Raw genomic sequence first — 12,146 nt, forward strand, 5'->3', positions numbered from 1 at the left:
GGGTCAACCGTCGGACGGTTCAGCCTGCGCTGGTTCTTCAGCGTTTTCGACCGGATCGGGTTGTTCCTCTTGCGCGGGGGCCTCTTCTGCGGCGCTTTGCGCGGGTAGAGCGTCATTGTCCCAAACGCCCGATTCCTCTTTCCCATTGGCATAACGCATAGTGCCTTCGCCGTGGCGCTTGTTGTCGAGGAAACCGCCCTCGTAAACATCGCCCGTGCTGTAGGTCGCAACGCCGACACCACTGATTTTTCCGTCAACCCAATTGCCCGTGTAGGTGAAGGCGTTGGGCGTTGTGATCGTGCCTTTGCCGTGGCGCTTGCCGTTCAGGAAATCTCCGTCATAGGCGGTACCGTCTGCGTAGCTTGCCTTGCCTTTGCCCTGCCGCGCGCCGTCGACCCATTCGCCGTCATAGCGGTAGCCGTTGGCAAAGGTGACAACGCCGGTGCCATGGCTGACTGCATTGCGGAATTCGCCGGTATAGACGACACCGTTCGGATAAGTAGCCTTGCCCCGGCCTTCGAACACGCCCGCAACCCACTCACCATCATAGACCGTGCCGTCGGGATAGGTGTTCTGGCCCTTGCCATGAGGCAGGTCCGCGCTGAGTTCGCCGATATAGGTTGAGCCGTCGGGATAGGTGATCTCGCCAAAGCCTTCGATCTGACCGCGGGACCAGTCGCCGGTATAGCTGTAGCCATCCGTCCCGGTGAAGGTGCCTTTGCCGTGGCGCTGATCGTCTTCGTAGTCGCCCTCATAGACATTGCCGTTGGCATAGGTTTCCTTGCCTTTGCCCTGACGGCGCCCTTCCAGCAATGCGCCCTGATAGACATCCCCGTTTGCCAGCGTCAGCCGCCCGGTGCCTGTCATCAGGTTGTTCTGCCACTCGCCGTCATATTCCACGCCATCGGATTGAACCAGACGACCCTGACCCTGGCGCTGTCCCTGTTCAATCTCGCCTTCGTAGACCGATCCATCGGCCAAGGTGATCTTGCCCGTGCCCTGTTTTTCACCATCGACCCAGTCGCCCTCGTAGGCGTACCCGTTGGGGTCGGACAGGGTGCCCTTGCCGTGATGGCGCGCGTCCTTGAACGCGCCTTCATAGCGCAGGCCATTGGCATATTGGGCCACGCCGGTTCCGTTGATGGCCCCGTTGGACCAGGTTCCTTCATAGGTGCCGCCATCAGGATAGGTGATCTTGCCCTGACCATCCGGTTGGCCATCGGCAAATGTGCCCTCGTAGATCGCACCATTGGCAAAGCGCGCCGTGCCTTGCCCCTGAATCTTGCCCTCGATCCATTCACCGGAATATTCAAACCCATTGGGCAGCCGATACGAGCCGGTCCCGTGCCGCAGGCCGTTCAGGAAGGTGCCCTCATAGACGCCTCCGACCTCGTCATCCTTGACGATGACGGTTCCGTCCTGTGCAAAGGCTGTCGCTGCGATCAGGGTCATGGCCCCTGCAGCAATCGAATTGCGGATCACATCCATTGTTGTTCCTGCCTGCCCGGTCATCATTGCTTGCTGTCTTCGGCGCAAAACTAAGGGACCGCCACGGGCAGAGCAACGGCTTTTGGCGCATGACCCTTTTACTCGCGCGGTGATCTGCTAAATGCAAATGGACTGACGAAGGCAAGAGGGCAGCATGGCCGACCGTTTCCGCATCACTCTGGCGCAGCTTAACCCCACCGTGGGGGATATTCCCGGCAACGCCGCCAAAGCGCGCGCAGCGTGGCACGAGGCCCGCGAGGCCGGGGCCGATATGGTGGCCTTCCCCGAGATGTTCATCACCGGCTACAACACGCAGGACCTTGTGATGAAGCCCGTGTTTCACCGCGCTGCAATGGCCGCAATTGAGGCGCTGGCTGTGGATTGCGCCGAAGGACCCGCCATTGCAATTGGTGGGCCGTGGGTCGAGGATCAAAGCCTCTATAACGCCTACCTGATCCTGAATGGCGGACGAATCACCAGCAAGTCCCTGAAGCACCATCTGCCGAACGAAACGGTCTTTGATGAGGTGCGCCTGTATGATTCCGGTCCGCTGGGTGGGCCGTACTCGGTGGGCAATTTCCGCATCGGCAGCCCGATCTGTGAAGATGGCTGGCACCCGGATGTGGCTGAGACGCTGGAGGAAACCGGGGCCGAGTTTCTGCTGATCCCCAACGGCTCGCCTTATTTTCGTAACAAATATGATGTGCGCCTGAACCACATGGTGGCTCGCGTGGTCGAGACCGGCCTGCCGCTGATCTATCTGAACATGGTCGGCGGGCAGGATGATCAGGTCTTTGACGGGGCCACCTTCGGCCTGAATCCGGGTGGTGAGCTTGCATTCCGCATGCCCGTATTCGACGAAGCCATGCGCCATGTGGACCTAGAGCGCGGCGATGACGGCTGGCGCATCGTTCCGGCTGAGATCGTCCCCCAGCCGGATGTATGGGAGCAGGACTACCGCGCCATGGTCCAATCCCTGCGTGACTATATGGGCAAGACTGGGTTCAAAAAGGCCGTTCTTGGGCTTTCAGGCGGGGTCGATTCAGCCCTTGTTGCGGCCATTGCCGTTGACGCGATTGGCGATGACAATGTGCGCTGCGTGATGCTGCCGTCGGAATACACCAGCCAGGCCTCGTTGGACGATGCCGAGGCTGTCGCCAAGGCTCTGGGCGTTCACTATGACTATGTGCCGATCTCGGACAGCCGCGCCGCTGTGACCAAAACTCTGGCCCCTTTGTTCGCCGGTCGTGACGCCGATCTGACCGAAGAGAACATCCAATCCCGCCTGCGCGGTGTGCTGCTGATGGCGATCTCGAACAAGTTTGGTGAGATGCTGCTGACCACCGGCAACAAATCCGAGGTCGCCGTGGGTTATGCCACCATCTACGGCGACATGAACGGGGGCTATAACCCGATCAAAGACCTCTACAAAACCCGTGTGTTTGAAACCTGCCGCTGGCGCAACGCGCATCACCGCGATTGGATGATGGGCCCCGAGGGTGAGGTCATTCGCCCCTCAGTCATCGACAAACCCCCAAGCGCCGAGCTGCGCGAAGATCAGAAAGACAGCGACAGCCTGCCGGACTATCCGGTTCTGGATGGCATCTTGGAAATCCTGGTCGATCAGGATGGCTCGATTGCTGATTGCATTGCGGCCGGTTTCGACGAGGCCGATGCCAAACGGGTCGAACACCTGATCTACATCAGCGAGTACAAGCGGTTCCAATCCGCCCCCGGTACGCGTCTGAGCAGTCGGGCTTTCTGGTTGGATCGTCGCTATCCGATTGTGAATCGTTGGCGCGATCAGGGTGAATAAGGGCAGCCGTTTCTTGTTTTGGGTGTAGTATCACCTACCGATCCGTCATTGTTTCCGAAATGATGTGTGTACCGCTGGATTCTGGGGTGTTTTGCTGGTCGCCCTTGTTTCGAAGACATTTTTTCGCCATATTTATGCTTGGATATTGCCTCATGTGAGGCGGGTGTGACGTATTGCTGCGAAGGTTGCAGGGTCATGGCGAAGTGTTTCTAGCCTGACGACGCCACATCCGGGTGGGATGTCTGAGTGAACAGTGTGGTGTTACGATGAATGAGCAATATGATAGATCGCTTCATGCGCCGTTGGCGCTGAATACGATGGAGTCTCCTCCTCAGGAATTGGATGAGGAGAAGCTGGATGCGGCCATTGCGGACCTGTTGAAGGAAGATGCAGGCCAGCAGAATGTCGCGCCGATAAAGCGGCCTGAATTCCCCGATCTTGTCCCTCAGGAAGAGGTCAGGTCTGCGTCAAGGTCCGAAGCCAACGGCTTTTCGGTCAATCTGCGTCAGAAATGGGCTGAACTGTCGGGCGCGGCGTAAATCGTCAGGCTAAAATCCTAAAAGGTGCGGCGTTTTTCGCGGCACCTTTGGCGTGCGCGCCACAGGTCTGCACAATCCTTTTGTGATCCTGAAAAACCGGTTGCCAGTGGCGCGGCGGTGGGTCTCCATGGCGGTCCATGCGATTGACCATGAGCTTTTGATGCCCGGCCCCAAGCCTACTGTCTTTGACTCCGATCTCTCACTGCCGAAACAAATCGATGTCGTCGTGATCGGCGGCGGTATCATCGGGGTGTCGACAGCGTTGGAGCTGGCCGAGCGGGGCGTTTCGGTCCTGTTATGTGAAAAGGGCCAGATCGCGGGCGAACAAAGCTCTCGCAATTGGGGATGGGTGCGGCTGGGGATGCGCGACCCGAGGGAGATCCCTCTGATGCAGGAGGCGATACGCCTTTGGCGCGGGATGGATAGCCGAATCGGACGCCAGACCGGCTATACGCAGTCGGGGATCGTGTTCGGATCCTCGGGTCAGCGGGATGCGCGAAATCTTGAACGCTGGTTGTGCCATGTCGACGGGTTGGACACAGGGGCGCGGATCGTTGCCGGGGCCGAACTGGCCGATCTGATACCCGGAGCGCAGTCGGATATTTCAAGCGGTCTCTATATGCCGCAAGACGGCCGGGCCGAGCCGCAATGGGCCGCCCCCGCCATCGCCGAGGCCGCGCGTGATCGCGGGGCGATTGTCATGACAAATTGCGCCGTGCGTAGCGTCGATATGCAAGAGGGCCGCATTGCTGGCGTGTTCACTGAGCGGGGCCGTGTGGCGTGTGATCAGGTCGTTCTGGCCGGTGGGGCTTGGTCGCGCCTGTTTGCGGGAAATGCCGGAATCGACCTGCCGCAACTGAAGGTGCTGAACACGGTCATGCGCGTGTCGCCAGTGGCCGAGGGGCCCAAGGCCGCGTTCTGGTCGGATGGGTTTGCAATCCGAAAGCGGGCCGATGGCGGTTATACCATCGCCTCGGGCCATGAAAACACGGTGGATATCGTACCCGATAGCTTCCGGCTGGCGCTGAAGTTCCTGCCAGCTTTCGCGCAGGAGTGGAGGTCGCTGCGTTTTCGCCTGTCGGGCCGCTGGGCGACCGAAGCGCGAGAGGACCGGCGGTGGCTGCCCACCGATGTGACTCCGTTCGAACATTGCCGTGTGCTGGACCCCGAGCCGTCGCAAAAAGTCATACGCAGAGCATGGGCGAATGCGCGCAAGACTTATCCGGCGCTGGAACAGGCCGAGATCGTCCAAAGCTGGGCCGGTATGATTGACGTGACACCGGATGCAATCCCGGTGATGTCGACGGTCGATGAACTGCCCGGCTTGTTCATTGCCACCGGGTTTTCCGGCCACGGTTTCGGCATCGGCCCCGGTGCAGGCCTGTTGATGGCCGATCTGGTTATGCACAGAACGCCCTGTGTGGATCCGGCCGCGTTTCGCCTGTCTCGTTTCACCGATGGCTCAACGGTCCGGCCGGACCCTGGGTATTGAGCGCTTAGCCTGCCAACTGGTAGCTGACGGGCACAAAGCGGAAGCCGTCTCCGCGCGTTTCTACAAAACCGGCGGCGGGGAAGGGCATGTGATAGCCGATCATCGGTACTTTGTCGGCGGCCAGCATGCCCAGCACATTTCGGCGCGAGGCGCTTGCGGCCTCTTTGTCCAGATCGAAACTGAAGCCCCATTCCGGGCGTGCAAACGACCAGACATAGTGATTGGCCAGATCGGCGGTCAGAACCAGTCGTTTACCGTTGCTTTCCAGATGATAGACAGTGTGACCCGGCGTGTGGCCGAACGCCGCCATCGCGGTGATACCGGACGCAACCTCGGCACCGTCGTCAACAAAGCTCATCTTCTCGGCCAAGGGTGTAACCTTGGAGGCGACAAGATCGCCAACGCGGTTTCCGGCCTCTTGCGCGGCCCAGAAATCATATTCAGCCGCTGCAGTGACATAGCGCGCATTCGGGAAGGTCGGCGCGTCATTGGTGGTCATCCCGCCGATATGGTCGGGGTGCATATGCGTGATCACGACCACGTCGATCTGATCGGGTGCCACACCTGCATCCGCAAGCGCCGCCTGAATGCCGCCCTGTCCCAGCCCGGTGTCAAAAAGCACCATTTCTGACCCGGTATTGACCAGCGTCGGTGTGAAGGCCAACTGCGCTTTGTCGGGCGAGATGAAGTTTTCGGACGAGACTTTGTTGAACTCTTCCTCTGGAACGCCTGCGCCAAATAGCTGTCGGACGTCATCACGTGGCGCGCTGCCGTCCAATAGGGTCGTGACAGTGAAATCGCCCAGCGAAAAAGACCGGGCAATGATCGAGTTGGCTTTGGTATCAGAACTTGCAGCCAGAACCGGGGTTACGGCAGCGGCAAATGGCAGGGCTGCAGCAGTTCCGAGTGCGGCCCGGCGTGTCAGTTTGATGGTCATTGTCATTCTCCAAATTGGTGCCAGCGCGCAAATGGTAGAACAATAGGATGCGCTTGCCACTCCACGTTGCTGTGAGCAGTGTGAAAGGGCGCGGAATTCCGCCTTGACTGGACAATACGTCCATCCTGTGACAAGAGCCGCGCCAACAGGAGACACCCATGACAACCACCCGTTTCGCCCCGTCGCCCACCGGTTACATCCATGTGGGCAACCTGCGCACCGCCCTGATGAACTACCTGATCGCCCAAAAGACAGGCGGCACCTTCGTTCTGCGTATCGACGATACCGACCCCGAACGCTCGAAAGAGGAATATGTCGACGCGATCAAACAGGATCTTGAGTGGCTGGGTCTGCACTGGGATCGGGTCGAGCGTCAGTCTGAACGTCTGGACCGCTACGCCGAAGCCGCGGACAAACTGCGTGAGATGGGCCGGTTCTATGAAGCGTTCGAGACGCCGACCGAGCTGGACCTCAAGCGCAAGAAGCAACTCAACATGGGCAAGCCGCCGGTCTATGACCGTGCCGCGCTGAACCTGAGCGATGCCGAGAAAGACGCGCTGCGCGCCGAGCGGGGCAATGGTGTCTGGCGGTTCAAGCTGGATCACCAGCGGATCGAGTGGAATGATGGTATTCTGGGCGACATCTCGATTGATGCGGCCTCGGTTTCCGATCCGGTCCTGATCCGCGGCGACGGTCAGGTTCTTTATACGATTGCGTCTGTTGTGGATGATACCGAGATGGGCGTGACCGATGTGGTGCGCGGGTCCGACCACGTGACCAACACCGCAACTCAAATCCAGATCATCGAAGCGCTGGGCGGCACCAGCCCGCGCTTTGCGCACCATTCGCTGCTGACGGGTCCTCAGGGTGAGGCGCTGTCGAAACGTCTTGGTACGTTGGCCCTGCGTGATCTGCGAGAGCAGGGCGTGCAGCCGATGGCGTTGCTGAGCTTGATGGCGCGTCTGGGCTCGTCTGATCCGGTTGAATTGCGTTCCGAAATGGCCGAGTTGATCGACGGGTTTGATATCAACCGTTTTGGGTCGGCACCAACGAAGTTCGATGTGCAGGACCTGTTCCCACTGACGGCGAAGCATCTGCAGTCGCTGCCGCTGGCGGATGTTGCAGACGCGGTTGCCGAGGCGGGCGTTCCTGCCGATCTGGCCGAGCCGTTCTGGGCCATGGCGCGCGAGAACATCACCACTCTGACCGATCTCAAGGGCTGGTGGGATCTTTGCCGGGACGGAGCCGAGCCTCTGATCGCGGATGAGGATCGTGACTTCATCACCGAGGCGATTGCGCTACTGCCGGAAGGTCCGTTTGATGGCGAAACCTGGGGCAGTTGGACCAAGGCCGTCAAAGAGGCCACAGGCCGCAAGGGCAAGGGCCTGTTCATGCCGCTGCGCAAGGCGCTGACCGGGATGGAGCGTGGGCCTGAGATGGCTGCACTCTTGCCGCTGTTGCAAGTGATCCGCGCGCGAGGCTGATTGCCGGACCTTAGAACTTGAACGAGGCAGGCAATTCGTCTGCCTCTTTTTGTTGGTTCGGTTGGATGACCCGCACCGACGCCCGGCGCAAACGATCGTCAACAAAGTCTGTCTCGTCGGGTCTGAGCTGCTGGTGGCGCGGGTATCTTGGCTCGGCCCTGTCATTCAAGACGGGCGCGTCCCAGCCATCCGTTGTTGCGAAGAACCGGTCGGCCCCGTCCGGTCCAAAAATACGCAGATATCCTTGCACAACGACGTCGATGTAGCTGAGCAGCAGCGGATGATGATCTGTCGGCGCATTGTGACGGTCCTTTGGCACCGCGTAAACAGCGATTTCAACATCCTGCGTAAGCGGATGTGCGACCGACTGCGTGGCGGGGATGCGGTCATAGGCCCATTCACGCTCATCCAGTGCTGCCCAATCGTTTTTGGGTACGTGGGCGATCATGCCTTCGATCTCGGAATCGGGATCAGGGACCGCCGTCAGAAACGCGACCGAGCGCAAATCAGTATGCTTCCATGCCCGCCGCCAACCTTTGAGCTTCGCAGGCCGGGGATCGGGAAAGTCATGCGTGGCCAGGTTCACGAGGCTGCCATAGCCAAAGAAATATGGGTCTGCCATCTGCTGGGGCGTCCTTTTGGTCGATTGATGTATGTCAAACCGCTTTTTTGTCGGACATGCAATAAATTCACATCATTGATTTAGGGAGGCCCTTATGCGGATTACCAAACGGACGAGTATTGCCGTGCGCCTGTTGATGTATTGCGCGGCGCATCCCGATAGGCTGGTGACCAAGGCCGAGATCGCCGGGGTCTGCAACATTTCCGAAAACCATCTGGCACAGGTGATCAACCAGTTGAGCCAGCTGAACTACCTCAGCACCCAACGGGGTCGCAACGGGGGCATGTCGCTGGCACGCTCGGCCGATGAGATCCGGGTAGGGGCTGTGTTTCGGGATGTGGAAGGCGCAGTGCCGATTGCCCAGTGTTTTGCGGATGCCGACAACACCTGCCCTCTGACCGATGCGTGTCGATTGAAGCTGGCGCTGAAGGACGCGGCTGAGGTGTTTTACGCCTCGCTGGACGATATCACGCTGGATGCGCTTGTGTGCGACAACGATCCTTTGTTGAAAATCCTGCAGCCCGTCGCCTGCGTTCGCTAAGGGGTCAGTCGCTGGCGCGCAGGATGCGGGCCGGTCGTACTGAAAGTGGACGCAGGGCGAAGGCAAGTCCTGCGCCCAATGTCACGACCATTCCGGCCAAAACGATGCCAACCGCCGAAGGCCAGATAACCGTATATCCGGTGTCGAAGATGTAGGTGGCAACGGCCCAGCCGCCCAGAATACCGACCAGAAGGGCCACGCCCCCGGCAGCCGCCCCCAGCAAGACAGCACGCAGAGCAAAGCTGAGCAGGATGCGCCGCCGGTTCGCCCCCAGTGTTTTCAGCACGGCAGCCTCGTAGCGTCGCGCGGGCTCTCCGGCGGCGGCTGCGCCGATCAGGACCAGAAACCCTGTCAACAACGAGACACCTGCCCCGTAGGAGGTGGCAGCTGCCAACCCGGCCAGCAGGCCCGACACCCGGTCAATCGCGTCTCGCACCCGGATCGCGGTGATGTTGGGGTATTGGTCGGCCAGATCGCGCAGGATCGCGGTTTCGGCCTGTTCCTCAGCATAGACAGTGGCGATGAAACTGTGTGGTGCCCCGGCCAGCGCCGAGGGGTTCATCGACATTATGAAGCCCATGCCTGCCGTCGAAAAGTCAACCTCGCGCAATGAGGTCAGGCGGGCCGTGATATCTCGGCCCAAGATGTTGACTGTCAGTTCATCCCCTAGGGTCAAACCCATTTCTGCGGCCTCTTCCGCGGCGAAGCTGATCTGCGGTTCTCCAGAGTAGTCTTCAGCCCACCAATCGCCTGCTGTGACGCGGGCGTTTTCGGGCGGACGGGTCGAGTAGGTGATGCCTCGGTCGCCCTCCAGCACCCAATGGTCGCCGGCAACGTCGCGCGCGGGGCGTCCGTTGATCCGGGTGATGATGCCGCGCAGCATCGGCGCGCTTTCGATACGGCTTACGGATGGGTCGGTCTCAAGACGCTCGGTGAAGCCCGGCATCTGGTTTTTTTGGATGTCGACAAAGAAATAGGATGGGGCGACATCCGGTAGGTTGCCAGAGATCGCATTGCGCAGGGTTCCGTCAATCTGCCCAACAGCGGCCAGAACAGACAGGCCGAGACCGAGGGACAAGACAACCGATGCCGCGCCCTCCCGCGGGTCGGAAATAGCCGAGAGCGCCCATCGCAGGGCAGGACGACCACGCGCGGCGGGTTTACCCGCGCGGGCAAGGCGGCCGATGGCGATGGCCGACAGGGACAGCAGGATGAGCGCGCCAACCAAGCCGGCGCTGGTCCAGAGCGTCAATCGGGCCGAGCCGCTGAACCATGCGGCGATTGCAATCAACAGGACCAGCCCGAAACCGGCGGCCATAACGTAGATGGGTCGGGGGAGGGCGCGGGCCGTCGTCAGCGCATCGCGGAACAGGGTGGCGGCCCGCACCTCCTCGGTGCGGGCCAGTGGCCAGAGGGTAAACAGGAAAGCGGTCAGAATCCCGTAGATCGCAGCCTCGGCCAGCGCCTGCGGGTAGAGGGCGAAAACCGCGGGGATCGGCAGCAGGTTTTCGATCATTGGGGCCAGGGCCAGCGGCAGGACCCCGCCCAATGTGACGCCGATGGCTATTCCGATGCCCGACAACAGCCCGATCTGGATCATATATGTCTGGAAGATCGTCGCGCGGTCGGCCCCCAAGGTGCGCAAGGTGGCGATGGTTTCGGTCTTCTGCGACAGGTACGCGCGGACGGCTGCAGATACGCCTATACCTCCGACTGCCAGCCCCGACAGGCCAACCAGCACCAGAAACGCGCTGAGGCGGTTGACGAATTCCGTGATGCCCGGTGCCCCGTTGCGGGCATCGGTCCAGCGCATGCCGGTGCCGTCGAATGCCTCGTTGGCCTGCTGGGAGAGGTCCGCAAGATCAGTGCCTGTGGGCAGATCGAGGCGGTATTTGGTCGAAAACAGGGTGCCCGGGGCCAACAGGCCGGAGGCCTGCAAGTCCTCGGTTCGGACCAGTGTTCTTGGCCCAAGGGCGAACCCGTCCGCCGCACCGTCCGGCTCATGACGCAGGGCCGCCATCAGGACAAACTCCTGCGTGCCCAAGGCAAAACGATCTCCGACCGTCAGCCCCATCCGGTCGATCAATGCGGGGGCCATGACGGCACCGGGCAGGCCGTCTGCGCCCGCAAAAGCATTGTCCAGAGGCATCTCCGGGACCAAAGTGACAGCCCCCACCATTGGGTAAGCGCCATCCACCGCTTTGACTTGCGTCAGGGCGCGCTCAGGTCCGGTGTCTTGCGCGGCGACAGCCATCGACCGGAAATCGACAACCTCGGAGACTTGTTGCCCGGTCGCGTCCATCCAGCGCCGTTCTTCGTCGCTGGCAAAGCGATAGGTGAACTCAAGCTGCGCGTCTCCGCCCAGCAAGGCGGCCCCTTCCTCCGTCAAGCCGGTCTGGATGGCCGAGCGGACCGAGCCGACCGCAGCGATGGCCGCAACCCCAAGGCCGAGGCAGGCGAGGAAGATACGAAAGCCGCGCAGGCCTCCGCGCAGTTCACGACGTCCCAGCCGTCCGGCCAGTCGCAGGCTCATTCCGCTGCCTCTTGCTTGGTCTCATCCGAGATGTGGCCATCGCGCAAGCGTACAACGCGGTCGCATCGCGCCGCCAGCGATGGGCTATGTGTGACCAACACCAAGGTCGCGCCGTGCTTGTCCCGCAGACCGAACAGCAGATCGACAATAGCAGCACCGTTGGTTTCATCCAGATTGCCCGTAGGCTCATCCGCCAGAAGGATCTGAGGGCGCGGGGCCGAGGCGCGGGCCAGGGCAACACGCTGCTGTTCACCCCCGGACAATTGCGCCGGATAATGGTCGCGCCGATGAGACAGGCCGACGGAGTCGAGTTCTGCTTCGGCGCGAGTGAATGCGTCCTTGTGGCCGGCCAGCTCTAGCGGGGTGGCAACGTTTTCCAATGCCGTCATGGTTGGGATCAGATGGAAATTCTGGAACACGATACCCATCGTGTCGCGCCGAAAGCGAGCCAGCGTATCCTCATCCATTGTCGTCAGATCCTGACCCAAAGCCGAGACGCGACCGCCCGTCGCCTGCTCCAACCCGCCCATCAGCATCAGCAGCGAAGACTTGCCCGAACCGGATGGCCCGATCAGACCCAAACTCTCACCCTTCATCACGGACAGAGAGATTTCACGCAGGATATCGACTCGCCCGGCATTGCCATCCAGCGACAAAGAGGCATTTTGGAGCGTAAGAACAGCTGGAGTCATCG

10 protein-coding genes are annotated in these 12,146 nt (G+C 60.8%); 5 read left to right on the forward strand and 5 right to left on the reverse strand.

Annotated features, from left to right (window positions below; all coding sequences use genetic code 11):
- Positions 1-3: 3 nt before the first annotated feature.
- Positions 4-1,488, reverse strand: coding sequence for an MORN repeat-containing protein (locus tag AC2FD8_RS15720; RefSeq protein ID WP_496857629.1), 1,485 nt, complete (start codon positions 1,486-1,488; stop codon positions 4-6).
- A 154-nt stretch (positions 1,489-1,642) separates the two neighbouring features.
- On the opposite strand from AC2FD8_RS15720, the gene AC2FD8_RS15725 reads away from it, so the two are divergent.
- The 3 genes from AC2FD8_RS15725 (at position 1,643) to AC2FD8_RS15735 (ending at position 5,335) form a co-directional block, all read left to right on the forward strand.
- Positions 1,643-3,304 (forward strand): NAD+ synthase, encoded by a 1,662-nt coding sequence (locus AC2FD8_RS15725; protein WP_496857631.1) that lies wholly within the window; start codon positions 1,643-1,645, stop codon positions 3,302-3,304.
- 317 nt (positions 3,305-3,621) lie between these two features.
- Positions 3,622-3,843, forward strand: coding sequence for a hypothetical protein (locus AC2FD8_RS15730; RefSeq protein WP_496857633.1), 222 nt, complete (start codon positions 3,622-3,624; stop codon positions 3,841-3,843).
- A 160-nt stretch (positions 3,844-4,003) separates the two neighbouring features.
- Positions 4,004-5,335 carry an NAD(P)/FAD-dependent oxidoreductase gene (locus AC2FD8_RS15735; RefSeq protein ID WP_496857752.1) on the forward strand — a complete coding sequence of 444 codons (1,332 nt, stop codon included), beginning with the start codon at positions 4,004-4,006 and terminating at the stop codon, positions 5,333-5,335.
- A 4-nt stretch (positions 5,336-5,339) separates the two neighbouring features.
- On the opposite strand, the gene AC2FD8_RS15740 is transcribed toward AC2FD8_RS15735, so the two are convergent.
- A complete protein-coding gene (locus AC2FD8_RS15740; RefSeq protein ID WP_496857635.1) occupies positions 5,340-6,272 on the reverse strand; it encodes an MBL fold metallo-hydrolase in 933 nt (310 codons plus the stop codon).
- Between the two features lie 158 nt (positions 6,273-6,430).
- On the opposite strand from AC2FD8_RS15740, the gene gltX reads away from it, so the two are divergent.
- Positions 6,431-7,756 carry a glutamate--tRNA ligase gene (gene gltX, locus AC2FD8_RS15745; protein ID WP_496857637.1) on the forward strand — a complete coding sequence of 442 codons (1,326 nt, stop codon included), beginning with the start codon at positions 6,431-6,433 and terminating at the stop codon, positions 7,754-7,756.
- Between the two features lie 10 nt (positions 7,757-7,766).
- Here the strand turns inward: gltX and AC2FD8_RS15750 are convergent, their stop codons facing one another.
- Complete coding sequence (locus AC2FD8_RS15750) at positions 7,767-8,378, reverse strand: gamma-glutamylcyclotransferase family protein (RefSeq protein WP_496857639.1); 612 nt, start codon at positions 8,376-8,378, stop codon at positions 7,767-7,769.
- A 94-nt stretch (positions 8,379-8,472) separates the two neighbouring features.
- Here AC2FD8_RS15750 and AC2FD8_RS15755 point away from each other — a divergent pair, with 94 nt between their 5' ends.
- The gene (locus AC2FD8_RS15755) at positions 8,473-8,919 is read left to right on the forward strand and encodes an RrF2 family transcriptional regulator (RefSeq protein WP_496857641.1); all 447 of its coding nucleotides are present in this window, start codon (positions 8,473-8,475) and stop codon (positions 8,917-8,919) included.
- A 4-nt stretch (positions 8,920-8,923) separates the two neighbouring features.
- Here AC2FD8_RS15755 and AC2FD8_RS15760 read toward each other — a convergent pair whose 3' ends face one another.
- Both AC2FD8_RS15760 and AC2FD8_RS15765 read right to left on the reverse strand, forming a co-directional pair.
- On the reverse strand, positions 8,924-11,452 hold the full coding sequence (locus AC2FD8_RS15760; protein WP_496857643.1) for an ABC transporter permease: 2,529 nt from the start codon (positions 11,450-11,452) through the stop codon (positions 8,924-8,926).
- Entirely contained in the window at positions 11,449-12,144 is a 696-nt protein-coding gene (locus AC2FD8_RS15765; protein ID WP_496857645.1) for an ABC transporter ATP-binding protein, read from the reverse strand. Before AC2FD8_RS15765 ends, AC2FD8_RS15760 begins: the two co-directional genes overlap by 4 nt.
- Between the last annotated feature and the right edge of the window lie 2 nt (positions 12,145-12,146).

The sequence above is a fragment of the Ruegeria sp. YTSC192 genome (assembly GCF_059609705.1).

Bases quoted from the DNA above. Each gene is read 5' to 3' on its own strand.
- AC2FD8_RS15720 (WP_496857629.1), bottom strand. From the start codon at position 1,488: ATGGATGTGATCCGCAATTCGATTGCTGCAGGGGCCATGACCCTGATC.
- AC2FD8_RS15725 (WP_496857631.1), top strand. From the start codon at position 1,643: ATGGCCGACCGTTTCCGCATCACTCTGGCGCAGCTTAACCCCACCGTG.
- AC2FD8_RS15730 (WP_496857633.1), top strand. From the start codon at position 3,622: ATGGAGTCTCCTCCTCAGGAATTGGATGAGGAGAAGCTGGATGCGGCC.
- AC2FD8_RS15735 (WP_496857752.1), top strand. From the start codon at position 4,004: ATGCCCGGCCCCAAGCCTACTGTCTTTGACTCCGATCTCTCACTGCCG.
- AC2FD8_RS15740 (WP_496857635.1), bottom strand. From the start codon at position 6,272: ATGACCATCAAACTGACACGCCGGGCCGCACTCGGAACTGCTGCAGCC.
- gltX (WP_496857637.1), top strand. From the start codon at position 6,431: ATGACAACCACCCGTTTCGCCCCGTCGCCCACCGGTTACATCCATGTG.
- AC2FD8_RS15750 (WP_496857639.1), bottom strand. From the start codon at position 8,378: ATGGCAGACCCATATTTCTTTGGCTATGGCAGCCTCGTGAACCTGGCC.
- AC2FD8_RS15755 (WP_496857641.1), top strand. From the start codon at position 8,473: ATGCGGATTACCAAACGGACGAGTATTGCCGTGCGCCTGTTGATGTAT.
- AC2FD8_RS15760 (WP_496857643.1), bottom strand. From the start codon at position 11,452: ATGAGCCTGCGACTGGCCGGACGGCTGGGACGTCGTGAACTGCGCGGA.
- AC2FD8_RS15765 (WP_496857645.1), bottom strand. From the start codon at position 12,144: ATGACTCCAGCTGTTCTTACGCTCCAAAATGCCTCTTTGTCGCTGGAT.